30 protein-coding genes are annotated in these 23,019 nt (G+C 56.0%); 17 read left to right on the forward strand and 13 right to left on the reverse strand.

Translation table 11 applies throughout. The features are described from left to right. Positions 1–96 precede the first annotated feature (96 nt). Positions 97–990, reverse strand: a complete 894-nt coding sequence (locus tag G536_RS0121670; RefSeq protein WP_022825704.1) for an outer membrane beta-barrel protein — start codon at positions 988–990, stop codon at positions 97–99. 239 nt (positions 991–1,229) lie between these two features. Between G536_RS0121670 and prfA the strand changes: the two genes are divergently transcribed. The 4 genes from prfA (at position 1,230) to G536_RS29320 (ending at position 5,100) form a co-directional block, all read left to right on the forward strand. Continuing rightward, a complete protein-coding gene (gene prfA / locus G536_RS0121675) occupies positions 1,230–2,300 on the forward strand; it encodes a peptide chain release factor 1 (protein ID WP_022825705.1) in 1,071 nt (356 codons plus the stop codon). Positions 2,301–2,480: 180 nt separating this feature from the next. Beyond that, the gene (locus tag G536_RS0121680; protein ID WP_022825706.1) at positions 2,481–3,995 is read left to right on the forward strand and encodes a hypothetical protein; all 1,515 of its coding nucleotides are present in this window, start codon (positions 2,481–2,483) and stop codon (positions 3,993–3,995) included. 4 nt (positions 3,996–3,999) lie between these two features. After that, positions 4,000–4,425: a secondary thiamine-phosphate synthase enzyme YjbQ gene (locus G536_RS0121685; RefSeq protein ID WP_022825707.1), complete on the forward strand. Its 426-nt coding sequence runs from the start codon at positions 4,000–4,002 to the stop codon at positions 4,423–4,425. Positions 4,426–4,527: 102 nt separating this feature from the next. Then, positions 4,528–5,100 carry a hypothetical protein gene (locus G536_RS29320; RefSeq protein WP_022825708.1) on the forward strand — a complete coding sequence of 191 codons (573 nt, stop codon included), beginning with the start codon at positions 4,528–4,530 and terminating at the stop codon, positions 5,098–5,100. Positions 5,101–5,607: 507 nt separating this feature from the next. Here G536_RS29320 and G536_RS0121695 read toward each other — a convergent pair. Beyond that, the gene (locus tag G536_RS0121695) at positions 5,608–6,198 is read right to left on the reverse strand and encodes a hypothetical protein (RefSeq protein ID WP_022825709.1); all 591 of its coding nucleotides are present in this window, start codon (positions 6,196–6,198) and stop codon (positions 5,608–5,610) included. After that, on the reverse strand, positions 6,191–7,738 hold the full coding sequence (gene gpmI, locus G536_RS0121700; protein WP_026880468.1) for a 2,3-bisphosphoglycerate-independent phosphoglycerate mutase: 1,548 nt from the start codon (positions 7,736–7,738) through the stop codon (positions 6,191–6,193). The genes G536_RS0121695 and gpmI overlap by 8 nt, the downstream gene beginning before the upstream one ends. Before the next feature lie 145 nt (positions 7,739–7,883). Between gpmI and G536_RS0121705 the strand changes: the two genes are divergently transcribed. The 6 genes from G536_RS0121705 (at position 7,884) to G536_RS0121725 (ending at position 11,739) form a co-directional block, all read left to right on the forward strand. Then, positions 7,884–8,282 carry a DUF4783 domain-containing protein gene (locus G536_RS0121705; protein ID WP_022825711.1) on the forward strand — a complete coding sequence of 133 codons (399 nt, stop codon included), beginning with the start codon at positions 7,884–7,886 and terminating at the stop codon, positions 8,280–8,282. Between the two features lie 171 nt (positions 8,283–8,453). Continuing rightward, positions 8,454–9,314 (forward strand): carboxylating nicotinate-nucleotide diphosphorylase, encoded by an 861-nt coding sequence (gene nadC, locus G536_RS0121710; protein WP_022825712.1) that lies wholly within the window; start codon positions 8,454–8,456, stop codon positions 9,312–9,314. A gap of 64 nt (positions 9,315–9,378) precedes the next feature. Continuing rightward, the gene (locus G536_RS0121715; RefSeq protein ID WP_022825713.1) at positions 9,379–9,993 is read left to right on the forward strand and encodes a hypothetical protein; all 615 of its coding nucleotides are present in this window, start codon (positions 9,379–9,381) and stop codon (positions 9,991–9,993) included. Between the two features lie 145 nt (positions 9,994–10,138). Next, positions 10,139–10,501, forward strand: a complete 363-nt coding sequence (locus G536_RS29325) for a hypothetical protein (protein ID WP_022825714.1) — start codon at positions 10,139–10,141, stop codon at positions 10,499–10,501. Positions 10,502–10,513: 12 nt separating this feature from the next. After that, complete coding sequence (locus tag G536_RS32325) at positions 10,514–10,780, forward strand: heavy metal-binding domain-containing protein (RefSeq protein WP_157530840.1); 267 nt, start codon at positions 10,514–10,516, stop codon at positions 10,778–10,780. Positions 10,781–11,001: 221 nt separating this feature from the next. Next, positions 11,002–11,739, forward strand: coding sequence for a ZIP family metal transporter (locus tag G536_RS0121725; RefSeq protein WP_022825715.1), 738 nt, complete (start codon positions 11,002–11,004; stop codon positions 11,737–11,739). A 73-nt stretch (positions 11,740–11,812) separates the two neighbouring features. On the opposite strand, the gene G536_RS29330 is transcribed toward G536_RS0121725, so the two are convergent. From G536_RS29330 to G536_RS0121740, 3 genes are all read right to left on the reverse strand, one after another. Beyond that, positions 11,813–12,145 (reverse strand): chaperone modulator CbpM, encoded by a 333-nt coding sequence (locus G536_RS29330; protein WP_022825716.1) that lies wholly within the window; start codon positions 12,143–12,145, stop codon positions 11,813–11,815. Between the two features lie 26 nt (positions 12,146–12,171). Further along, a complete protein-coding gene (locus tag G536_RS0121735; protein WP_022825717.1) occupies positions 12,172–13,083 on the reverse strand; it encodes a DnaJ C-terminal domain-containing protein in 912 nt (303 codons plus the stop codon). A gap of 111 nt (positions 13,084–13,194) precedes the next feature. Next, positions 13,195–13,530 carry a DUF3140 domain-containing protein gene (locus G536_RS0121740; RefSeq protein WP_022825718.1) on the reverse strand — a complete coding sequence of 112 codons (336 nt, stop codon included), beginning with the start codon at positions 13,528–13,530 and terminating at the stop codon, positions 13,195–13,197. A 146-nt stretch (positions 13,531–13,676) separates the two neighbouring features. Here G536_RS0121740 and G536_RS0121745 point away from each other — a divergent pair, with 146 nt between their 5' ends. Further along, the gene (locus G536_RS0121745) at positions 13,677–14,090 is read left to right on the forward strand and encodes a DUF6799 domain-containing protein (RefSeq protein ID WP_022825719.1); all 414 of its coding nucleotides are present in this window, start codon (positions 13,677–13,679) and stop codon (positions 14,088–14,090) included. A gap of 95 nt (positions 14,091–14,185) precedes the next feature. On the opposite strand, the gene G536_RS0121750 is transcribed toward G536_RS0121745, so the two are convergent. The 3 genes from G536_RS0121750 to G536_RS29335 all read right to left on the reverse strand — a co-directional run bounded on the left by G536_RS0121750 (position 14,186) and on the right by G536_RS29335 (position 15,792). Continuing rightward, the gene (locus tag G536_RS0121750) at positions 14,186–14,374 is read right to left on the reverse strand and encodes a hypothetical protein (RefSeq protein ID WP_026880469.1); all 189 of its coding nucleotides are present in this window, start codon (positions 14,372–14,374) and stop codon (positions 14,186–14,188) included. A gap of 77 nt (positions 14,375–14,451) precedes the next feature. Continuing rightward, the gene (locus G536_RS0121755) at positions 14,452–14,859 is read right to left on the reverse strand and encodes a septal ring lytic transglycosylase RlpA family protein (protein ID WP_022825721.1); all 408 of its coding nucleotides are present in this window, start codon (positions 14,857–14,859) and stop codon (positions 14,452–14,454) included. Between the two features lie 108 nt (positions 14,860–14,967). Then, the gene (locus G536_RS29335; protein ID WP_169515137.1) at positions 14,968–15,792 is read right to left on the reverse strand and encodes a glycoside hydrolase family 25 protein; all 825 of its coding nucleotides are present in this window, start codon (positions 15,790–15,792) and stop codon (positions 14,968–14,970) included. A 120-nt stretch (positions 15,793–15,912) separates the two neighbouring features. Between G536_RS29335 and G536_RS0121765 the strand changes: the two genes are divergently transcribed. Both G536_RS0121765 and G536_RS0121770 read left to right on the forward strand, forming a co-directional pair. Continuing rightward, positions 15,913–16,188, forward strand: coding sequence for a VF530 family protein (locus tag G536_RS0121765; protein WP_022825723.1), 276 nt, complete (start codon positions 15,913–15,915; stop codon positions 16,186–16,188). Positions 16,189–16,263: 75 nt separating this feature from the next. Continuing rightward, the gene (locus G536_RS0121770; RefSeq protein ID WP_022825724.1) at positions 16,264–16,587 is read left to right on the forward strand and encodes a hypothetical protein; all 324 of its coding nucleotides are present in this window, start codon (positions 16,264–16,266) and stop codon (positions 16,585–16,587) included. A gap of 133 nt (positions 16,588–16,720) precedes the next feature. On the opposite strand, the gene G536_RS0121775 is transcribed toward G536_RS0121770, so the two are convergent. Then, on the reverse strand, positions 16,721–17,071 hold the full coding sequence (locus G536_RS0121775; protein ID WP_169515138.1) for an Hsp20/alpha crystallin family protein: 351 nt from the start codon (positions 17,069–17,071) through the stop codon (positions 16,721–16,723). A 259-nt stretch (positions 17,072–17,330) separates the two neighbouring features. On the opposite strand from G536_RS0121775, the gene G536_RS0121780 reads away from it, so the two are divergent. Continuing rightward, complete coding sequence (locus tag G536_RS0121780; RefSeq protein ID WP_022825726.1) at positions 17,331–17,987, forward strand: alpha/beta hydrolase; 657 nt, start codon at positions 17,331–17,333, stop codon at positions 17,985–17,987. 135 nt (positions 17,988–18,122) lie between these two features. After that, entirely contained in the window at positions 18,123–18,908 is a 786-nt protein-coding gene (locus G536_RS29340; RefSeq protein ID WP_022825727.1) for a PPK2 family polyphosphate kinase, read from the forward strand. Positions 18,909–18,936: 28 nt separating this feature from the next. On the opposite strand, the gene G536_RS0121790 is transcribed toward G536_RS29340, so the two are convergent. Then, complete coding sequence (locus G536_RS0121790) at positions 18,937–19,479, reverse strand: GNAT family N-acetyltransferase (protein WP_022825728.1); 543 nt, start codon at positions 19,477–19,479, stop codon at positions 18,937–18,939. Between the two features lie 47 nt (positions 19,480–19,526). Then, positions 19,527–19,988 carry an SUKH-3 domain-containing protein gene (locus G536_RS0121795; RefSeq protein ID WP_022825729.1) on the reverse strand — a complete coding sequence of 154 codons (462 nt, stop codon included), beginning with the start codon at positions 19,986–19,988 and terminating at the stop codon, positions 19,527–19,529. Positions 19,989–20,189: 201 nt separating this feature from the next. On the opposite strand from G536_RS0121795, the gene G536_RS0121800 reads away from it, so the two are divergent. After that, positions 20,190–21,266 (forward strand): NADH:flavin oxidoreductase/NADH oxidase, encoded by a 1,077-nt coding sequence (locus G536_RS0121800; RefSeq protein WP_022825730.1) that lies wholly within the window; start codon positions 20,190–20,192, stop codon positions 21,264–21,266. A 233-nt stretch (positions 21,267–21,499) separates the two neighbouring features. Here G536_RS0121800 and G536_RS0121805 read toward each other — a convergent pair whose 3' ends face one another. After that, positions 21,500–22,351: a pirin family protein gene (locus G536_RS0121805; RefSeq protein WP_022825731.1), complete on the reverse strand. Its 852-nt coding sequence runs from the start codon at positions 22,349–22,351 to the stop codon at positions 21,500–21,502. Between the two features lie 182 nt (positions 22,352–22,533). Here G536_RS0121805 and G536_RS0121810 point away from each other — a divergent pair, with 182 nt between their 5' ends. Continuing rightward, positions 22,534–22,986, forward strand: a complete 453-nt coding sequence (locus G536_RS0121810; protein ID WP_022825732.1) for a VOC family protein — start codon at positions 22,534–22,536, stop codon at positions 22,984–22,986. The last annotated feature ends 33 nt before the right edge of the window (positions 22,987–23,019 follow it).

Consider the following 23,019-nt stretch of genomic DNA (forward strand, 5'->3'; position numbering starts at 1 on the left):
AATAGTGGACGTTGAGAAGGAAAGGAAGGCCATGAGTGCGTACTTCTGGCCGTAAAGTAGTGAATATTCGGAAAGCTGCTACAACTGGCTCGCGAATTACTGCAAGAAATATACCGCCGCTACGCTCACGGCGTGTTGCTTCACTTGGTAGGGAGTTGCTCGTTTCTGCCAGTTGCTAGCAGAGAACACACCCGAGAGAGCAGGCCGCAAGCTCAGCGTGCAGGCAAGGCGGGAGGTAAGCTGATATTCAGTTTCGGCCACCAACCGCCAGTTAATTAGCCGCAGGGCTGGGTCGTCCTGTTTCTTGCGGGTGGTAGCCACTTTCGGCTGGCCATTGGGCTGCGCTTCCGGGTAAGAGGTTTCGATGCGTACTTGCCTGTCTAGGAGTAGGCTAGTAGCCACGCCAACTTGCAAGTGCCACCGCTCTGCCACTTTGTAGCGGGCGTACAATGGTAGCTCCAGAGACGCCATAGAGTAACGGTAAACCGTTGGTAAATCAGCTTCGCTGATAGCATTGGCAACGCGTGGCCGCCCGTTTGCATCCAATAGGATGTTGCCATTCTGGTCCCTAACAAACCCGATTCCATTTATCACAAAGCTACCATTCGGGTTCTGCACCATTCCGCTACCCGTGGAAACATACCGTTCGTAGCCAGCTTTTTCCGGCGAAAAGCGCTGTTCTATGGCAAAAGGCTGGTATTGAAGCAATAATTCAGCTCCATAGCTCCAACGGCCGGCAGCGGAGTAGCGCGCCATCAGGCCAGCCGTGAAGCCGGATTTAGCTTGAAAGGTGTGGTCGTAGGAAGTAGGCTGCGACAATACGAAGCCACCCGCGCTACCCGATACGGACACCGCCCTTGCGTAAGTGGGCATATACTTGCCGGTAGGCAACGAGCACCCGGCGGCGGCTTTCACGGCAAACTGTATTTGCTGGGCCTGCGCGGTAACAGCTAGGGCTAGCACACTAATAGGAAGTAGGAGTAGCTTCATAAAAAGATAAAAGGTGCAGGAAATGGATAACGTGTTGCAAGATAGATATAGGCGCGCTGCGCACTATTTGAGTGCCCAAAAGTGTTCGTAAAAAAGTTGCAAAAGGAAGAAACGCAACCGCTGAGCATAGGCAGCGGAAGGCGGCCGCAACCCACTGGAACGCACGCAATGTGGTGGCCTTTCGGGACGGGTTCGTTTTCAGTACCTTTGCATTCCTACTATAATTCTCTGAAGGCAAGATGCTAGATAAACTGGAGGCCATCCAACAGCGGTTCAACGACGTGGCGGAGCAGCTCACGCAGCCCGACGCCATGAGCGACATGAAGCGCTACAAGACGCTCAATAAAGAATATAAAGACCTGAACAAGATTGTTGTTGAGTACAAGGCCTACCAGAACGTGTTGGCCAACATCGACAACGCCAAGGAGGTCATTGCCAACGAAAAAGACGAGGACTTCCGCCAGATGGCGAAAGACGAGCTAGAAACGCTCTACCCCGAGCAGGAGCGCCTCGAAGTGCTGATTAAAGACCTGCTGCTGCCCAAGGACCCCAACGACTCGAAAGACGTCATCATGGAAATCCGGGCCGGTGCGGGCGGCGACGAGGCGGCTATTTTTGCCGGCGACTTGCAGCGCATGTACATGCGCTACGCCGAACGGCACGGTCTGAAAATGGACTTGATTGACGCCACCGAAGGTACTTCGGGTGGCTACAAGGAAATTATCCTGGCCGTGAAAGGCGAGGATGTGTACGGCAAGCTGAAGTTCGAATCGGGGGTGCACCGCGTGCAGCGCGTGCCAGCCACCGAAACCCAGGGCCGCATTCACACCTCGGTGGCTTCTATTGTGGTGATGCCGGAAGCCGAGGAACTGGACGTGCAGATTGACATGAATGATGTGCGCAAGGACCTCTTCATGTCGTCGGGCCCTGGTGGGCAGTCGGTAAACACCACGTACTCGGCCGTGCGCCTCACCCACTTGCCTACGGGCTTGGTGGCGCAGTGCCAGGACCAGAAGTCGCAGCTCAAAAACTTCGACAAGGCGTTGCAAGTGCTTCGTTCGCGCATCTACGAAATCGAACTGGCCAAGAAGAACGAGGTGGAAGGTGCCGCCCGCAAGAGCATGATTGGTGGTGGCGACCGGTCCGACAAAATCCGGACCTACAACTACCCCCAAGGCCGCGTAACTGACCACCGCATTGGCTTCACGGTGTACAACCTGGCCAGCGTGATGGAAGGTAACATCGACGACTTTGTGGAGCAGCTCCGCCTCGCTGAAAGCGCTGAGCGCCTGAAAGAAGGCGTGTCGTAATACGTACTAAGCCCAGCCGAAATTCGTTTGTCGTGCTGATAAAGTGAAGTAGTATTCTATACCGTCATGCTGAGCTTGCCGAAGCATCTCTGCCGCTAAACTAATTCCTAATGTAAGGACGAAGCGGTAGAGATGCTTCGGCAAGCTCAGCATGACGGTTTATTTTAGTCCCACTCATCTATGCGCTTTCTACTCCCGTTGCTGCTTGTTTTTTCGGCGTTGCTGTGCTTGCTGCCGGGTTGCGAGCCGAAGGAAGACATTCTCACCACCGATGGTAGCGCCCAGCTGGAATTTTCGGCCGATACGGTGCTATTCGATACCGTTTTCGCGCAGGTGGGCACCGTCAGCAAGCGCTTGTGGGTGTACAACCGCAACAACCGCGCAGTGCGGGTAGAGCAAATTCAACTGTCGAATACCAACCCTGGCACCTACTCGCTCATCGTGAACGGCGACGAAACAAACGCCGCTAGTAACCTTGAAATCAGGGGCAAGGACAGCCTGTTGATTCTGGTGAAAGCCGTGCTTGGCCCTAGCGCCACCGTCAATAAGCCGTTTTTGGTGGATGATGAGGTGCGGTTTCGTACCAACGGCAACGACCAGCAAGTGAAGTTGGTAGCTTACGGACAGAATGCCTATTTCCATGGTATCGAAGAGCATATCACCCGCAACACCACCTGGCCCAAGAACCGCCCTCACGTTATCTACGGCTTTGTGGTCGTGGACCCCGGCGTGACATTGCGCATTCAGCCGGGCACGCGCATTTACTCGCACGCGGGGTCGGGTATGCTGGTGCAGGGGCGGCTGAGCATCAACGAAGGCATCAACCCCGCCACGGAGCTGGCACCCAACGACACGGCCACGTTCGTGCGTTTTCAGGGCGACCGGCTGGAGGCAGGCTACAGTGATACACCGGGGCAGTGGCGAGGCATTCAGTTTGCGGCCGGCAGCAGTACCAACAACGTGGTACGCTTCACGGAAATCAAGAATGCCGGCTTTGGCTTGCTGATTTATAACCCGCTGAATGGCCCGCACCCCAAGGTAACAGCCGAGCACACCATTCTGCGCAACATTTCCGGGGCAGCCCTCACCTTCGCCAGCGGCGGCCAGGGGTTCGACGGAGCCGGCGTTTTGAGCTTCTCCGGCGACTTTGATTTGCGCAATTGCCTGTTTACCAACTGCGGTGAGTACGCTATAGCGGCCTATGGGGGTACATATGACTTGAATTATTGCACCATTGCCAACTACACGCCGCAGTTTCAGCGTAAATCGGCCGCGCTAAGCCTCACCAACGAAATAGTGGATACGCGGGCGGCGCAACCGAACATCACCCGCATTACCATCAACAATTCCATCGTGTGGGGCTCGATTGTCGATGAGCTGTTTTTCAAGAACGGCGACCAATACCGCCCTAACCTGATTATCCGCAACAGCATCCTGCGGACCGAAGAATACAAGGCTGCCACCGATGCGGGTAGCAAGCTGGGCCTCAACAACAACAGCAACCAGATCAACACCACTCCCAAGTTCAAACACTCCCCCGAGAACTTCGGCGACCGGTACGACTACCGCCTCGACACGCTTTCCCCAGCCAGCAACAAAGGCATCTACAACGCCCAAATACCACGCGACTTGCTGTATAAGGTGCGAAACACGACCGCGCCAGATTTGGGCGCGTATGAGCGGGTAAACCCTTAGGCGAATGATCTACTTTCAGAAACGTTTGCGCCTGCCGGCCGTGCGGCGGGGCTTCCACCTGGTTACCGACTTGCTGGTGGCCGAACTGCCAGAACTAGAGCAGATTCGGATTGGAACGGCGCACTTTTTCATCCAGCATACTTCGGCAAGCCTGAGCGTCAACGAAAACGCCGATCCTACCGTGCGTGTTGATTTCGAGAGCTATTTCAACCGGGCAGTACCCGAAAACGCGCCATATTTTCGCCACACGCTGGAAGGTCCCGATGATATGCCGGCTCATTTGAAGGCGGCTATGTTGGGCCACGCAGTGAGCTTGCCTATCATAAAGGGTGAGTTGGCACTAGGTACTTGGCAAGGAATTTATCTGGGGGAGCACCGCAACGATGGTGGGCGCCGCTGGGTGGTAGCTACCCTAATGGGCACGGAATAGCGCCAAGAATATATCTTTAGCTGGCTGGTATAAATTTTCGGTTGACAAGCCCAACGGCAGCTACTTTCCGTATGAAAGGCTGATTTCCTTACTTTCACACTCATGGGTACAGTTCTGTCGCCTTCCTATAACTTCTTGTCCATCCTGTTGCTATGTGGTGCACTAGGCTTGGCGAGTTGTGAGGCCAAGCAGCCACCCGTTGCTACTACTAAGCCTAAAAATACCCCGGCGCCAACCCCCGCGGCTCCTGCTCGTCCGGAAGCTCCCAAAGCTGCCTGCACGCTCATCAACGATACGTTGGCCGGTCAGCCATTTGGTGAGGAGCCTACAGTAGCAGAGTTAATGCGCACCGGAGCCAAAGTGCTGAGTCGTAAGCCGTTTGCCAACCTACACGAAACCGGGCAGATGGATACCATCCTGATGGTCAGGCACCAGGGAAACTCGTTTGAGTTCTACCGCACTCCCGATAAGGATCTGCTTCGGCAAGCCGTTATTACCAACTTCCGGCCTGCTTACGGCCAACGCTTGCGTGCTACCCTCAACGAATCGGCGCGGCAAAGTGGTGGCCCATGTGGGGAGCTACGCCTCCGCGACACCGAGCGGGCCAATACTATATCGGCCACCTTTACGGCCGGGCAACCCAGCCAAGCTCGTGTGCAACCCTATTGGGACTAGCAACTTATGGCAGAAAATAGGGTAGCCAATAGGCTATCGGCCGACTAGAGGGCAGGTAGCCGTTATGGGCCAACTGCCATACTATGGTAAAGCCTGAAGCCAACCAGCTAAATAGGAGTAGAACAGACAGCCGCCAACTGTTACGCCAGCGCCACACCCAAAACAGTTGGGCCAGGGTCATTAGAATTTCAAACCGCCAAGTTGCCCACCAGTAAGTTGCAGGGTAGCTATTGATGTATGCAAACTGCACGAATTCACCTTGTGCTTACCAGGCATGAACAAATTCAGCAGTAGTGAAGACTATCCAAAGTAGGGCGCTACTCGTGAGTAGCAGATTGATAGGTGCCAGCCACTTTCGGCCAAAATTCGCATACCTGGGCCACAGTGCTACCACCAGCGCTGCCGGACTAAGCAACACCCAAGTAGTAGCTAAGGTCAGCCAGACAAGCATAGCATAATGAGGTAGCCAGTAAGTCCAGAAAAGCTCAGTGGAAAGCACTAAGTATCTTAGTCTAGCACCCGTGTTCGTACCGTGTAATATACCGTATCGAACATAATCAGCTTCTGCACTCCTTGCACTTCGTATTCCTTTAAAGCGCCTCCTTGCGTACGCAAACGCAGGCGCTTTTCGCTGTAGAACAACGGGTTGTCTTGCCTAATAGTAGCGGCCAACTCCTGTCCTGTACTTGGAGTATCCCCCAAGGTACCAACTACCAGCGAAACTACTGGCGCTTTGGTGTCGGCAGCAATTAGTTTGTATGACTTTGCGTTAGTAAGCTCACCAGAAGGACCAGCTACTGTTTCTGAATATGCGCCGCGTAGGGCGGGCTTGTTGATGTCGGCTTGGTAGAAAACCTGTAGCTCTTTGCTCCAGTCGGTTTTCACTACGCGGGTGGTTTCCACTTTGCCGTCGCGCAGGCGCACCTGCTTTTCCACCACGGGCTGCTGGCGGTTGAGTTCCGCTATCTGCGTATCCAGTAGGCCCTTTACATCAAAGTAGTTGGGCTTGCGGTTAGCCGCGGGGCGCACTGAAGCATCTTCCAACCCGCAGGCCGCAAGCATCAGCAATGCTGGTAATAGCCAGTGGCCCTTACGCATTCGGAGGGGTTGCCGGTTGCAGCAAGCTCACGCCAGTCATATCGGCGGGCTTGGGCAAGCCCATTAGCGCTAATACCGTAGGTGCAATGTCGCCGAGCTTGCCATCGGTGAGAGTGCCGCGGTAGTCGTTGTCGGCCAGGATGCAAGGTACCAAGTTGGTGGTGTGCGCCGTGTTAGGCGAGCCATCCGGGTTGACCATGAACTCGGCGTTGCCGTGGTCGGCAATGATGATGCAGGCGTAGTTGCTAGCGAGGGCGGCTTCCACTACTACTTTAGCGCAGGCGTCTACCGTTTCCACGGCTTTCACTACGGCCTCAAACACGCCAGTATGGCCCACCATATCGGGGTTGGCAAAGTTGAGCACCACAAAATCAGCCGACTTGGCTTGCAACTCCGGCACTAGAGCGTCGCGCAAGTCGGCGGCACTCATTTCGGGTTGCAGGTCGTAGGTGGCTACTTTTGGAGAAGGGCGCATCAGGCGGGTTTCGCCCTCAAACTCCTTTTCGCGCCCGCCCGAGAAAAAGAACGTTACGTGCGGGTACTTCTCGGTTTCGGCAATGCGAATCTGCTTTTTGTGGTTGGCTTCCAGCACCGCGCCCAAGGTGTTTTCAAGGTTGTCTTTCTCGAAAATCGGGGTGACGCCCACAAACGTGGCGTCGTAGTTGGTCATGGTGAGGTAATGCAGGTTCAGCCGGTGCATCTGGAAGGCGTGGAAATCCTGCTGCGTGAGGGCCTGCGTGATTTCGCGGCCCCGGTCGGTGCGGAAGTTAAAGCACAGTACCACGTCGCCTTCCTGAATGGTAGCCAGCGGCAAGCCGTCGGCGCCTACTTTCACAATGGGCTTCAGAAATTCATCCGTGACTCCTTCTTTGTAGGAGTCCTGCATGCTCTGAATTAGGTTCTGGGAGGGCGTGCCTTTGCCATTCACCAACAAGTCGTAGGCCACTTTTACCCGTTCCCATCGGTTGTCGCGGTCCATGGCGTAATAGCGGCCCACAATGGAGGCAATCTTGCCGCTGGCGCCGCGCTGTAGGTGCTGTTCCAGGTCGTTCACATATGCTACGCCTCCTTTGGGGTCGGTGTCGCGGCCATCGGTGAAAGCATGAATGAACACCTTATGCACATCGGCGTCGTGGGCCAGCGTGCACAGGGCTTTCAGGTGTTCGATGTGGGAGTGCACGCCGCCATCGGATAACAGGCCCATAAAATGCACGTTTTTACCGCTGGTGCGGGCGTACTCGAAGGCTTTTTCCAGCGCCGGGATAGAACCCAGCTTCCGCTCCCGAATAGCTTTGTTGATGCGCACCAGCTCCTGATACACCACGCGGCCGGCCCCAATATTCATGTGGCCCACCTCGGAGTTGCCCATCTGCCCATCGGGGAGGCCTACGGCTTCGCCCGAAGCTTGGAGCTTGCTGTGCGGAAAGCGCTGAAACAATGAATCAACGAAAGGGGTCTGGGCTTTGTCAACCGCCGAAACTTCCTTGTTTCTGGCCAATCCCCAGCCATCCAGAATCACCAACAGTACCTGCTTATTCATGCCCGCAAAGATAGGCGGCTTGCACCGGACCAACCGCATTTTCTTATCTTGGCTGTCTTCGTTGAAAATAACCTCGGGCCTTTCCGCTACGTAGGCATGGTTGGCATAATTTTAGCTCGCTGCATGACGCACTCTATACTCTGAGATGAAACGCATTTTTTTCAAGGCCTTCGTATTCGTGTGGCTCTTATTTTCGGTGGCGGCGGCGCAGGCGCAGGGCGATGCCTTTGGCTCGGTGAGCAATGCGCTTCGTAACTCTTCTTCCCGCGAATTGTCGCAGTATTTCGGTCCTACCGTTGAAATCAGCATTGATGGCGACCGGCAGAGCTACAGTGCCACGCAGGCTGAGTTTGTGATGAAGGACTTTTTTGCCAAGACTTCTCCTGCCAACTTCGAGATAGTGCATCAAGGCGCTAGCCCCGGTGGTATTCCGTATGCCGTAGGTAAGTACCGCAGCAAAGCCGGCTCGTATCGGGTGTTTGTGAAAATGAAAAGCACAAATGGCACCTTGCGCATCGACAATATGGAGTTCACCAAAGAGTAAACAAGGGGTTACTCTCCTTCCATATTTCCCTTAGTTGAAACCCTGACGGTAAGCCGGCAGGGTTTTTTTGTGTTGTACGGCGCTGCCGCTACCACTTACTGGCCTAGCCGAGGGCATACTACTGCTAGTGAGTTGAACCGAAGAAGGGGCTTTTTTCACTACTTTTGCACCGTGCAAACCACCTCCTACCTCACTCCCGAAGCTCTATCGACTTTCATCCGCACAGCGCTAGCTGAAGATGTAGGCGACGGCGACCATTCTTCCTTGGCTTCTGTGCCCGCCGACGCGCAAAACAGAGCCCGGCTGCTAGTGAAAGATGAAGGCGTGCTGGCAGGAGTGGAGCTGGCACATCTGATTTTCCGGGAAGTTGATGCCAGCTTACAAGTAGAGCAGATCTTGGCCGACGGGGCCCGCGTAAAGCACGGCGACATTGTGCTGAACGTGGAAGGCCGGGCGCAAAGCATTCTGACGGCTGAGCGGCTGGTACTCAACTGCATGCAGCGCATGAGCGGTATTGCCACTCACACAGCCTACCTGAACACGCTACTCGCTGGCACCAAGGCCCGCCTGCTCGACACCCGCAAAACCACGCCCAATTTCCGGATTTGCGAGAAGTGGGCCGTGCTAATTGGTGGTGGCGTAAATCACCGCTACGGCCTCTTCGACCAAATTATCCTCAAAGACAACCACGTTGATTACGCCGGCGGCATCCGGGCGGCCATTGAAGCCACGCAGGCTTACCTGAAGCAAACGGGCCGGCAACTACCCATTGAAGTGGAAACCCGTAGCCTGGCTGAAGTGCAGGAAGCGCTGGATACGGGCGGGATCCAACGCATCATGCTCGACAATATGGCCCCCAGCTTGCTACGCGAGGCGGTAAAGCTTATCAATGGGCGTTTCTCTACCGAAGCCAGCGGCGGCATCACCGAACATACCATTGCCGAAGTAGCCGCTACCGGTGTCGATTTTATTTCCGTTGGAGCTCTTACACATTCCACGAAGAGCCTCGATTTAAGTTTGAAAGCGTATTAAATGGTTGACCGTTCAGTAAACTGATAGAACAATCAACCATTTAACCATTCAGCAATTCAAGAAAATGCAACAACCTAATCAGCGGGGCGGCTACCGGCAGCAACAGCAGGCCCAGGCCGGTTCGCCGCTCGCCATTCGCACCAAGAAACACCAGCTCGATTCCAACCTTTACACCCGCGTGGCCATGAGCTACGTGTGGCGCAAGGAATGGTGGTTTGCTATTATTCCGTTTGTAATAGGAGTACTACCCGCCGCCATCTGGCCGTCGTGGTGGTGGCTGGCTTCCGGGCTAGTGCTCACTATACTGTACGTGCTGCTGCGCTCCTCGCAGATTACGGCCGTAACGCAGGTGGAGCAAACCAAGCCGCTGTTTGAGCGCATGAGCTACGTAATTGACCAGCGCCAGATTGGGCTGATGCAGAACGAGAAAGAAGGCCGCGGCATGGGCGTTAATTGGGAAATGATTGGCCGCGTACAGCGCCAGCCCGATGGCTACTTGTTGTGGTTCCGCAACCAAGACGTGCCCGCCGAAGTAACTGGCTGGAAAGCTTGGGTAGCTCGTACCTTCGAAACGCCCATGTTTTTGCACGTACCATTTAAGGTGTTCAACTCGCCCAACGACCAGAAGCTGTTCGAGTCGATGCTGCGCCGCAAAAGCCTACTGCCTGCGGAAGCGTAGTCAACAGCTGCATTGGTGGCTTCTTTGGGTGGTTGACTTTTATAGGTTTAGGTTGTTTAAACAATCAGCACCTTCTCGCCAATCATACAAGAGGTCAACATTCAGCCAGGCAACAATCAACCATAACAATCAACTCTTCAATACAATGACCAAGCAACTCGTGCTTTCTGCTTTGGCTGTGGCCGCGCTTTCTCTAGCTTCTTGCAGCAACGAACCTTCCGACTGGCGTCCCGACAAAAAAGTATCGTTGGATATGGTAGAGCCCGGCTCCCGTTCTTCCGACAACTTCGACCAGCATACTGCTGCGGCTGCCGACCAGCACAAAGGAGCGGCCATTGAGCGTCCGGTTAGCTCGCAAGTGATTCTAGATGGCAAAGCTAAGCCTAGTGCTACCTCTAACGTTTCGGCCGATGCCCAGGAAGCAGAAGTAACCAAGAAGGCTGCTGACCGGGTGAAAGCAGGTGCAAAGCCCGTGAAAGCGGAAGATGAGCCGGCGAAGGCAGAATAAGGCTTGAATCGTATGAGGAAATCATTGCTGAAGCACGTAGCTTCTGTTTTTTTACTTGGTACCAGCCTCGTGGTATCAACGGCTTGCGACCATAAACCGGCAACTACCACTGCTGCCACTACTACTGCACCAGCCGCCGACAGTACGCACGCAGCAGTAGCCATGGCCTACGTTTGCCCAATGGGCTGTGAGGGCAGTGCCAGCAACTCACCGGGCAAATGCCCTGTGTGCGAAATGGATTTAGAGCCTAATCCGGATTTCAAGCCAGTAGCTCAGTAAAAACCACTAAGTGGTTGGCTGATAAGGGGAAGCCGAGTTGTCTGCCAGACGCTCGGCTTCCTCTTTCTATTCCATCCAAACGAGGATAGAAACAATTTTGTAACATTGTTGCATAAATAGCGTGTTGCCCTCGGTTGGCCTACGCTAATTGTGTTGCGGAAAGAAGGCCATTGCTAGCGCAGGTTCTCTTTTTCGATTCCTTTTTATTTTACCCACTGCATATGTGGTTTGCTGTACTGCTGTTGTTTTCTACTGTGCTGGGAGCTGGTTGGGCCACCCAATTAGTGCCCACAGCTAGTACCACTTGGATGAAGCCTTTGCTGGCTTTCAGCGGAGCGTATCTGTTTACGCTTACCATCACCCATCTACTACCAGAGGCCTTGCTGCTAGTGCCCGGCGACATGCACCGCATTGGGTATTATGTGCTGGCTGGTTTTTTCGGGCAACTTGTGCTGGAAGTATTTTCGCAGGGGGTGGAGCATGGGCATGTGCATCACCATACATCCCACGCCGGGCATGTACCGTTTCTGCTGCTATTCTCGCTAATTATTCACTCCTTTTTGGAGGGTAGTATTCTAGTGAAAGCCCCGGAAGCTGGCACCGTCAGCGACAATTTTTACGCCATCCTAACGGGGGTGGCGCTACACCACATTCCGGCGGCTTTTGCGCTGGTAGCGGCGTTGCAGTTGCGGTTGGGGGCTTTTCGGCGGGTGTTGCCCTTGCTAATTGTGTTTGCGCTGGCGGCCCCAGTAGGCATCGTAGTCAGCAACTATGTGGTGCTTGACAAGCTCCTGACCGGCGGACTCTACGCGGCACTGCTCGGGTTCGTAGCGGGTAACTTTCTACACGTTTCCACTACCATTCTTTTTGAGACTAGCCCCGAGCATCGCCTCAATTTGCCGAAACTGGTGGCTACCCTAGCCGGCACCGCCCTGGCCTTGGGCGTAGAACTACTCTAAGTGAATGAAACGGCGAGTCTGCTGTTCGGCTTACGCTATTTGCGCGGCCAGAACAGCAGACTCGCCGTTTCACTTACAGCCAATCATCCGCATCGAGGGTGGGGCCGGTGCTACTGAGGAGATGCTCAAACTGCCGGGCGCGGGCACGTTGCAACATCAATTCGTGCTGTAGCGCCAATAGGCGCTGCCGCATGGCCAGTACCACGTCTATGCCTTCTTTGCTTAAGCCTAACTCATGGTGCAAGCGAGACAAACGAGCTAAATGGTCGGGCTCCTCTTCAATAAAGCCAGTGGCCGGATCGGTGGCTAGCAAGCCAAGATCGGCAAAGTCGTGCAGGTCGGTTTCACTCAGGCCGTAGCGCAGGGCGCAGTCGTGGTAGGTGATGCTGATGATGTACGTTTTCATAAGCTATACGGGGTGGGGCTCAGAAATTAATCGTTGCGCAGGGCGGCTAGCTGCCGAAGCAGGTCTTTTTCCTGGTCGTTGAGGCGTTGCGGCAGTTGCACGGTCAGGTGCAGGTACAAGTCGCCGAACTGACCTTCCTGCCCATACACCGGGAAGCCCTTGCCCCGCAGCCGGAGGCGCGTGCCGTTCTGAGTTTCGGGCTTGATGTTGATTTTTACCGGCCCGGCCAGCGTGTCTACCACCTGCTCGCCGCCCAGCAGCGCTCGGTACAGCGGTACTTGTACTTCCTGCGTGAGGTCGTTGCTAAGGCGGGCAAAGCGGGCATCGGGCAGCACCCGGAGCGTGATGTAGAGGGAGCCACTGGGGCCGCCGTTGCGGCCGGGTGCGCCCTGGTCGCGCAGCCGGATGGTCTGGCCGTCTTCCACGCCCGGCTTGATGGTAATGCGCAGGCTTTTGCCGTTCACGTTGAGGGTACGCGGCCCGCCCCGGTAGGCGTCTTCCAGCGTCAACTCCAGCTCAGCTTGGTAGTCTTGGCCGGCCCCGGCCCGGCTGCCGCCCCGGTTGCCCATGCCACCGAAGATGTTGCTGAAGAAGTCGGAAAAGCTAGCATCGTCGCCGAAGCTCTCAAAGCCCCCACCACCCCCACCTTGCTGGTACTGCGACCAGTCGAAGCCACCTTGGGTTTGGCCCCGACCGGCTCCGGCGTGCTGGTAGCGCTGCCAATCAGCACCTAACTCGTCGTATTTTCGGCGCTTCTCCTCGTCAGAGAGTACTTCATGAGCCTCATTGATTTCTTTGAACTTGCGCTCCGCTTCCGCATTGTTGGGGTTCACATCGGGGTGGTACTGGCGGGCCAGCTTGCGGTAGGCTTTCTTGATTTGGTCGTTGGTAGCTTTCTTATCAACGCCCAGGGCCTTGTAATAATCTTTGTAATCCATGGAGCAGCAGGGTAGGAGAAAGTGAAGTAGGGGAGCTATGCAGTGCAGGCCATTACTCACCCAGCAACTTGGCGGCTGGTAAGCAGTAACTTACGCTTCGCAACTAGCTGCTTACTTCAGCGGGTCGTGGCCCCAGTTCATCAGTGAATACCGCCAGCGCGAATGCTCAACATCGGAAGAGGGCCGCTGCGCCGAGTGGCGGCTGACGTAGCTGTGCACTTTGTGCATGTGGGCCTCATCGTCGGGGGTGAGGTCAGCTTTCTTCTTGTGCAAGATGCGGATGATATGCTCGCCCGACTTGTGTCCGATGCTTTTGCCGTCGCCACTGTCTTGCCCAACTGATTTAGATTCTTCCGTTTTCAACCACTTCTCTAGCTCGGTGGCTGTCATGTTCACGTCGTCCTTGAATTGTTTGAAAATATCGTCGGTTTTTGGGTCGGAGCTCATACGCTAGCTTATTGGATGAGAGGAAAGAACAGAAGTAGAAACGAAACAGAACGAAACGGGGTTGCCGGAACAGAATTGGCCTCAGTTTTGTATGTTGCAGTAGTATTACTATCCTAAGTTCTCTGCCTTTTTCTTTTCTTGCTTCAATGAACAAAATTCCTGCTCTAGCGCTAGTTGCGCTGCTTGGTCTGGGTAGCGTAGTCGCTCAGGCGCAAACCAAAATTCCGCCCCGCAAGCCGGTACAGCCCAAAGCAAAAGTTGCCAGCAACGGCCCTAGTGTGAAGGATGGCGTGACACTAAAAGACGGCAAGGTGCTAATGACCCAGAGCAGCCTAACCACAACTGTTACGCAGGAAACGGTCCTCATCAGCGGCACCAAAATACGGCCCGACGGTACCGTAACCATGAAAGACGGCAGCACTACTACCCTCAAAGAAGGCGACTATATGTCGTTGAGCGGGCGCCTAACTACCGCAGCTTACAAAGCCCAGCAGGATAGTTTATCGCAAGCGGCCAAGGATAATAACAAAGGCAAAAAGGGCAAGAAGAAAGGCAAGTAAGCTAGAGCATTGTCTGTGCAAAAAACGCCAACGGCAGCCCAACCTCAAGGTCGGGCTGCCGTTGGCGTTTAGCGGCATTGGTGGGCGTTCTTGATTTAGGAGTAATCCTGGAGGATAGCCAGTGCCTCGGTGTCGTCTTTAGCTTCCACTACCTCGTTAATAACATACTGCACTTCTGCTTCCGTCCACCCTTGCGCTTCAGCTGCTTTGATAAAGGCTTCCAGAGCCAGAAAGCGGCCCGGTTTGAGTGGCGGAAGCCACGCTACTTTTTTACGAATACGCATTGCCGTTTCTGTTGAATAGGTGGGAAATGGGAGCAAGTTGTAATAGTACGAAACCAGCATCAGGAAGGCTAAGGGCGCTAGCGTTTCTTTTTCACAACTTTCAACTGCACTGGCGCTACCCCCGAGTCGACCATCCCGATGCGGCGGGCGGCCTTGCGCGACAAATCCACGATGCGGCCTTTGGCGTGCGGCCCCCGGTCAGTGACTTTCACTTTCACGGAGCGGTGAGTGCGCTGGTTGGTAACTCGAATGACCGTACCGAAAGGCAACGTGTTGTGCGCGGCCGTGAGCTTGTTGGCTCGGTACCGAGTGCCGCTGGCCGTTTTGCGCCCCTCAAACTTGTCGGCGTAGTAGGAGCCCTGCCCGGTTTGGGTGAAGGCTGACTTGCCACCGGAGCAGGCCCCAAGCAGGCTGGCCGCTCCCAGCAGAGCACCGGCCATAAGGGAAGGCGAAAACAACAGGCGGCGGATGGAAGCAATAGGCATGAGAACGGGGTTAGGTGAACCTTGCCGGCGGTGTTAGCAACACCGCCGTGGCGAAACACAAAAGAACTGGCTGCCAATACCGGCAGGCAAATAGCTGGCCAGCCGCCATTACCGCTTTGAAGAAGGCGCAGACTTAGGCGGAATACGCAAATCGAGCAAACTCTGGAAGCTGCCCTGAAATACGTTGAAATCAACGGTGCCCCGAATGCCGGGAATGTAGGCTTCGTCGGAATGCTGCCAGATAATCCACTTCTCGCGCGGCAGGCGGGGCTGATCCACCTCGTAGTGCGCCAGCCACAAAGGGTACTTATCGAAATGGCCCGCGAGGTAACGTTGGTAGAAGCTGTAGTTGGAGTAGAGAATTGGCCGTACGCCGTAGTGCCGCTCCACCAACCGCAGCCAGGTAGCTACGTTGCGGCGCATCACGGCCACATCGTGAAACTCGGCGTGCTCTACGTCTAGCACCGGCGGCAAGTCGCCGGGGGCCAGGGGCACGGTGCGCGTGAACAGGTTGGCTTGCTTGGCGCCGTCGTAGGTGGGTTGGAAGTAGTGGTAGGCGCCCCGGTACACCCCGGCTTTGCGGGCCGCTTTCCAGTTGCGCTGAAACTTGGAGTCGCGCAGCGTAACGCCTTCGGTGGCCTTGATGAAGGCGAATTTCACGTGGTTGCGCGACACCTCTGCCCAGTCGATTCGTCCTTGGTAGGCCGATACGTCAATGCCGTGCACAGCGTAGCCATCCAGCAACGGCGTTTTCTCGCGGCCAGTGAGGTGCCCACTTACAAACGAAGCCCACGCCCGGCGCGCATGCCGGTTGATTTGCCGCTGATAGTGGTAGTAGACTGCAACGCTGCCCACCACCAACAGCAGGGCTAGCCAGCGAAGCGCCGGACGCCAAGGCGAAGAGTGAACAGGGGGAGCAGAGCGGCGCTTCATACGGGTGGTCATGGCAAAAGTAACGCCCGGAAACTGTTGGCTAGTGCCTGTGGTCAACAAACTACCATGGGTTTACCACTTTTTCCGACCTTGCCACCCGATTCTGTTTTCCACTTTCCTATGCCTACCCCTCCTGCTTCCGCCTCCGATGCCCGCGACGAAAACGGCCACCTCATCCGGGAGCTGCACGGCGTTACGCTGGCGTCCATTCTCGAGTATTTGCAGGCGCACTACGGCTGGCCCGGCCTCGATGAGCGGCTGCGTATGAATTGCTTCGTAGTAAATCCCAGCGTGAAATCAGCCCTCACGTTTCTGCGCCGTACGCCCTGGGCGCGGGCTAAAGTGGAAGCACTGTACATTGAAACCCGCACGGCGGAAGTAACCGGCAAAAAGTGAAACGTAGTGCCGCACAGTGGGGCGATAAGCCAGTAAAAATCCTCAACTTCACAACTCACCATTTCGCCTAACCCGATGGCCGACGTAACCGAAAAATCAGGCCCTGGTGCGCTTTTGCTGGGGGCCGTCTTTTTCGTGGCGTTTGAAACGGCGGCGTACCAGTTGCTGCGGTGGGTAACGTCGCCGCTGGGCGTGGCCGACCAGTTTCAGCCCGAAAACACTATTGTACCCAATTGGGTGAAAACGGTGGTGTTTTTGCTGCTGCATATGGTGCTGATTGTGGTGGCCGTGCTGCTACTCAGCAACCGGCTGCCTCGGCGCTACCGGGGGCAGGTAATGGGCTGGTTCTACCTATCCCTGCTGACGGGATTCGTGCTTTTGATTCCGTTGTTCGATTAGCATAGAAAGCATTAGGTTAGTCAGTTGGCTGAGCTGTTTATGGAAATGAATGGACAAAAAAAAGCCACTGCATCGCAGTGGCTGGGTACAACAAGGTGCCGGTCGGTCCCGGCGTTATGAGCAACGGCTTGGTTTAGCGCTGCTTGATATCAATTTCGCGCTGCTGGCTGCTGGGGTCCAGGTACGGAATGCGCACTTGCAGCTCGTTGTTCTCGTGGATGGCGTCGATGCGCGTCAGGTCGAGGTTGCCGGGCAAGTCGAGGATGCGGGTGAACAACGGCGCGGCCAGTTGGTCTTCGGGCTCGTGGCGGAACTCGCCGAAGACGGTCATGCGGTTGTTGTTGAGCACGACGTGGATGTTTTCGGGGCTGACCGAAGGAGCTGCTACCCGAACAACCACGCCTTTCTTCAGCTTATCAATCCGCATTTGGGCTTGGGCAATACCACCACCCAGCGTGTTGAGCAAGTCAAGTTGCGGGGCCATATTGCGGATGAATTCTCTGCTTATCAAGTTCATAGTCGGTGTCCCTTTCGTAGTTACGAGAGGGGTATTGCAAACTATGTACCAACAATGTATGGGGTAGTATGCTAATGGTTTACTGACACAAGGGCAGCGTAACGATCAAGGCAAAAAGATGTTTTCGGCCATTGTGTCTTGCTGAAGCGTAGTAGAATGCCAGCGGTACAGTGTGGTCTTGCGTATACAGCTGTGCACCCGATTCCGTAACGCTACCCCTGTTTTTATGCAGCTTCATACCTTCTCTACCACACGCACGGCCCGTTACTACAGCCTCGGTGAGCCCGGACCTGACATCCGGCACGTCTGGTTCTGCCTACACAGCCACAACGAATCGGTGGATGGTTTTGCCGCTCAGCTGCGCCCCCTCGATACACCGGAGCGCCTCCTGATTCTGCCAGAAGGTCTGGCCCGCTTCGACCAGCCTGCTGCCGTTGCTACCGATGCCGGTAGCCCGATGGCCGCCTGGTTTGCCAGCGACGCCACCGAGTACGACCTGCCGGATGTAGCGCAGTACCTGGAGAACCTAGCTGCGCAGATACTAGCCGCCTGCCCACCCCAGACGCCGATTACGGTGCTCGGGCATGGGCACGGTGCGGCGGCGGCCTGCCGCTGGCTAGCCAATAGCGGCCTCCACTACGACCGGCTGGTGCTATATGCCGCCGTTTTCCCGCCCGAAATCAACCGGCAGGCCACGTTGGCGGGGCTGCCCAAACGGCCAGTGGTAGTGGTAGCTACTACCGCTGATATTTATTCGCCGGAAGCCACCGGCGAAGGACTTATGCACGATCTGCACGCCGCGGGCTTAGAGGCACAGCTTCGCCATGCTTCCGATGGGGCTATCACCTTGGCGGCTTTGGGTGCTGGAGCTGAAACCGCGTAATTGTTGTGGGTATAATGCCTACTATAAGCTGCGCCATAATATGCCGCTGTGCGTATAGCGTGGGGCGCGCACTGCGTTCCATCCGGCATTCGGGATTGAACCCGCTGCCCACGACTTTGTTGACTCAATTGCCCTATGAAAACCCCCAAAGCCATCAACCTAACCAAGCTGCCTAGCCGGGCTCCGTCTGAGTTTCACAAAGAATCGACGTTGCGGGAAATGAAACGTATTCGGCAGGAGCTGATTGACTTACAAAACCGGCTGTATGCCGAGAACAAGAGAAGCGTGTTGGTGGTGTTGCAGGGTATGGATGCCAGCGGCAAAGACGGCCTAATTCGGCGGGTATTCAGTGGTATCAACCCACAGGGTGTGCGAGTGCATTCGTTTAAGGAGCCTACCGAGCTGGAACTGGCCCACGATTTTCTGTGGCGGGTGCACCAGCAAGTACCGCCCAAGGGTATGATTCACGTATTCAACCGGTCCCACTACGAAGATGTGCTGGTGACCAGAGTGTCGGGGTTGGTGAGCAACGAGGAAGCTAAGCGGCGCTTCACGGCCATCAATAACTTCGAGAAGCTGTTGCAGCAGGCCGGCACTACGGTCTTGAAGTTCTACCTGCACGTATCAGAAAAGGAGCAGCGGGAGCGGCTGCTTGAGCGCGTAACCGACCCCGAAAAGCACTGGAAATACGAGGCCGGCGACGAAGACAAAGCCAAGCAGTGGCCCGCGTACCGCGCTGTGTATGAAGATGTATTCGAGCACTGCAACCCTAGTTCCTGCCCGTGGCACCTGGTGCCCGCCGACCAAAACTGGTACAAAGCCTACGTGGTAGCCCGCAGCCTGCGCGACGCCCTGGTAAAGCTCGACCCACAGTATCCATCCTCCAAAGGAGAGCGCCCCAAGCCGGATGCCACGCGGTAGTGAACTACCTGGCTTCCTCAAATTATACTTATACCACCGCCGGCTCTACGTCCCGCTCGAAGCGCAGGCGGCCATCGGAGTTTGTGCCGGTGGCTTGAAAGCCGTTAGCTAGTAGCACCTGTTGGGAAGCGGCATTCTCAGGGAAGGTGTGTGCTACTACGTGGCGGACCATACCGGTGTTGGCGGCTTGCTCCAGTAAGCCGGCCACTAACTCAGTGGCCAAGCCCTGTTTGCGCCACTCGTCCACAATGGAGTAGCCGATTTCTACGGTACCGGCCTCAGGTGGGCCCATAAAGCCGCCCGCACCAATTAGGGTTTTGGGCGTGTCGGGGGTGGCTTTACGGATGGCGTACCAGCCATACCAGCCTGCGGCGTGCCGGCCCCCAATGGTGAGTTGGTCGAGGAAGTAGTGCATGGCGGCTTCATCGTACTCGCCAGGGGGCCAAGATGTAGGGATAGTGGCTCCGAGCAAAACCGGAAAATAACGCGGCTTGTGCAACTCGGCGGTGAGCAAGGCCCGGCTGGCAGCCAGCAACGTGAGGCGGGGCGTTTGATGAATAAGCGGAATCATAAGAGAATATACGCCGCGCTGGGCGCTGGGTGACGAATATCGGTAAGTTACCGGACCGGAGTGGAAACTTCCTGGAAAGGTAAGTCCAGAATAACGGCTTCAACCCCAGCACTTCCTGAACTAGCAATACGATAAAAGCCGCCGGCAAATGCCCCGTATAATGTGCCTTCGGCATCCATGAGCAAGCACAGCGGATCGGTGTAGGCCTGCCCCACTACGCACAAGGTTTGCTGCGGCACGCACGGGCTGTACTCGCGCAGCAGCTGCGGCAAATTGGGAAAGGCGGCGGCCCTGTGCGCATCGAAGAATACTCGGCTAATGCTAAGGTCGTGGCGGACGAAAAAGCAGTACAGCCCCCCAAACTCTTGCAGGAATGCCTCAGCCGTAGGCAGCCACGGCAACCCTAGCCGGAGGGCCTGCTCTCGATAATGCTGCGTATCAACGACGCGCCCCTGATGCCAGCCGGCATCGGTCAGGAGATGATAAACTTCGTCGCAAAAAACAAACATGGCTAAGAGACAGAAGACAAAAGTAACACAAGGAAGCGCAGCCTGTCTGCCTCAATATAATGCACCGCGCAGCAGGTAGTGTCAGCGCCGTGCGTACAGTGCCGTAAGCTGGGCGTTGGAAGCCATTTGGAAAACCCTAGGCGCTGCCTGTAGTTAAAGCAGTCAACACTTTTCTTGTTGTTCCTTTTCGATTGTATCTGTATGTCTGCTTTGTTTTCTCCCTTCACGCTGCGCGGCGTTACGCTGCGCAACCGCCTAGTTGTTTCGCCTATGTGCGAGTATAGCAGCCAAGACGGTTTCGCCAACGATTGGCACCTAGTGCACCTGGGCAGCCGGGCCGTAGGTGGCGCCGGCCTTATCATCACCGAAGCTGCTGCTGTGTCGCCGGAAGGCCGCATCACCCCCGACGACCTGGGCATCTGGAAAGACGAGCACATTGCCGGTCTGCGCCGCATCAACGACTTTATTACGGCCCAAGGCTGCGTACCCGGCATTCAGTTGGCCCACGCCGGCCGCAAAGCCAGCCACCAAAGCCCTTGGAAAGGCGGCGCCGTAGTGCCCGAAACCGAAGGTGGCTGGCAAACCGTAGCGCCAAGTGCCGAGGCCTTCACGGCCAATGAGCCCGCCCCGCTGGAACTAGATAAAGCCGGCTTGGAGAAAGTGCGGGCTGATTTCCGGGAAGCTACGCGCCGCTCCTTGGAAGCTGGCTTCCAGGTAATTGAGTTGCACGCGGCCCACGGCTACCTGTTCCACGAGTTTTTGTCGCCGCTCAGCAACCACCGATCCGACGAATACGGCGGTTCTCTGGAAAACCGCTGCCGCCTGCTGCTGGAAGTAACCGAAGACACCCGCGCCCTCCTGCCCGACCACCTACCGCTGCTGGTGCGCATTTCGGCTACCGACTGGACGGAAGGCGGCTGGACCATCGACGATTCTATTGCGCTAACGGAATTATTGAAGCAGCGCGGCGTCGACCTAATTGACTGTTCCACTGGCGGCAACGTGCCCAAGGCCGATATTCCGGTGGGCCCTGGCTACCAGGTGCCGTTTGCCACCCGAGTACGCGAGGAAACCGGCCTGCCTACCGGCGCCGTGGGCATGATTACCACCGCCGAGCAAGCCGAAGAAATCATCAGCAAAGGCCAAGCCGACCTAGTACTGCTAGCCCGCGAGCTGCTCCGTGACCCATACTTCCCATTACACGCCGCCCACGAGTTGGGCGCCGACGTGAAATGGCCCGTGCAATACGAGCGCGCCCAACCACGGAAGGAGAAGTAGTGAGATAGTGAGTTTGATGTTCAAGCCGCGCAAGGGGTACAGATTGACACGTACTTGCTTGAAAACTTGATGGAACGTCATTCCGAGCGTGCCGGGGAATCTCGCGTGCTGATGTTGTGGTAATAAGCCAGATGTCATTCCGAGACTCTCCGGCAAGCTCGGAATGACGTTCTATTTTGATTTTCTGTTTACACAGTATGGAACGTCAAACTCACTATTTCACCAATTCACCGCTAGTTCCACCGGCCAAACTTGCCAGCTTGATAGTCTTGGTAGGCTTGGCGGATTTCTCGTTCGGTGTTCATCACGAAGGGGCCAGCGGCTACTATGGGCTCTTGAAAGGGCAGGGCGTGGCCGAGGAGAAGCACGGCGTCGGTATGGGCCTCAATGTGCAACTCATTACCGTCGTAGTTGAACTCGGTGAGGTAGCGGGCCTCGGTTTCCTGGCCGTTCACGTGTAGCTTGCCCCGGATGGTGTAGAAGAACACGGTATGCTCGGCCGGAGTGGGTAGCGTAAGCTTGGCCCCGGCCTGCAAGTCGATAGTAGCCAAGTGTATATCGGTGAGTGGCTGGTAGCTGCCCATTGTGCCTGCCCACTCGCCCGCTACGGCGTGAAGCTGCACGCGGCCCTCATCCAGCGTGATGGTAGGAATTTCTGTTTGCTGCAAGCCAGTGTAGGCCGGAGTCGTCATTTTGTGTTGGGCCGGCAGATTCACCCAGAGCTGCAAAATCTCCAGCGGCCCGCCCGTGCGCTTGAACGCCGGCGACGAAACTTCCGCGTGAATCAGGCCGCTGCCCGCCGTCATCCACTGAATACCACCGGCCTCGATGATGCTTTGGTGGCCGCCGGTGTCCTGGTGCATGATGTCGCCATCGAGAATAAAGGTTACGGTTTCGAAGCCACGGTGCGGGTGCGGGCCGAACGGCAGGCCTTGATTATTAGGTGTATACACCTGTGGCCCGTGGTGATTCAGAAACAAAAACGGGTCGAGGTGCTCAACCGACGGCGTAGGCAGAGCCCGGTAGGTTACCAAATCGGCAATGGGCGAATTGACGGCGCGGTGCTGCTGCTTGACGGTGCGCATAAAAGGAAGGTTGTTGATTCAGAGAGGAAAAAGTATCGGTAAAAGCCGGAAGCAAGTAAACTGTTTCGCAGCAGGGCACGCGGTCCGCAGCCAGCCGCTGCCCGTGCAAGCTGCCCGCTTTGCCAGGAAGCGCCTGAAAATCAGTAAATAGCTGCCCCAATCAAACCCGCCCAACCCGTCCCATGAAACGCGTAGCTTTTCTCTTCCTACTTTTTATTTCGTTTGGTCTGCTACCCACAGCAGCCCAAGCGCAGCAGCCCACCCTCACGTTCAACCACGCCGCTATTTGCGTGAAGGATTTGAAAGCCAGCACCGATTTCTACAAGCTGGTGCTGGCCCTACCCGAAATACCCAACCCCTTCAACGACGGCCGGCACACCTGGCTCAGCATTGGGCCGCAACTCCAGATGCACATTATTCAAGGCACTTGCACTCTCACACCGGAAAAGAACGTGCACCTGTGTTTCAGCACGGCCTCGGTACCGGAGTTTGCCAAACGCCTCGACAGGCAGAAGGTAGCATATAGCAATTTGCTGGGCCAGCAAAGCCAAGTAACCCTCCGGGCCGATGGCGTGCGGCAGCTGTATTTGCAGGACCCCGATGGCTATTGGATTGAAATCAACGACGCGAAGTAGCGCCCTCAGTGGTGCCTCGACCTCCGCAGCAGC

Source organism: Hymenobacter norwichensis DSM 15439 (assembly GCF_000420705.1).
Lineage (GTDB): Bacteria > Bacteroidota > Bacteroidia > Cytophagales > Hymenobacteraceae > Hymenobacter > Hymenobacter norwichensis.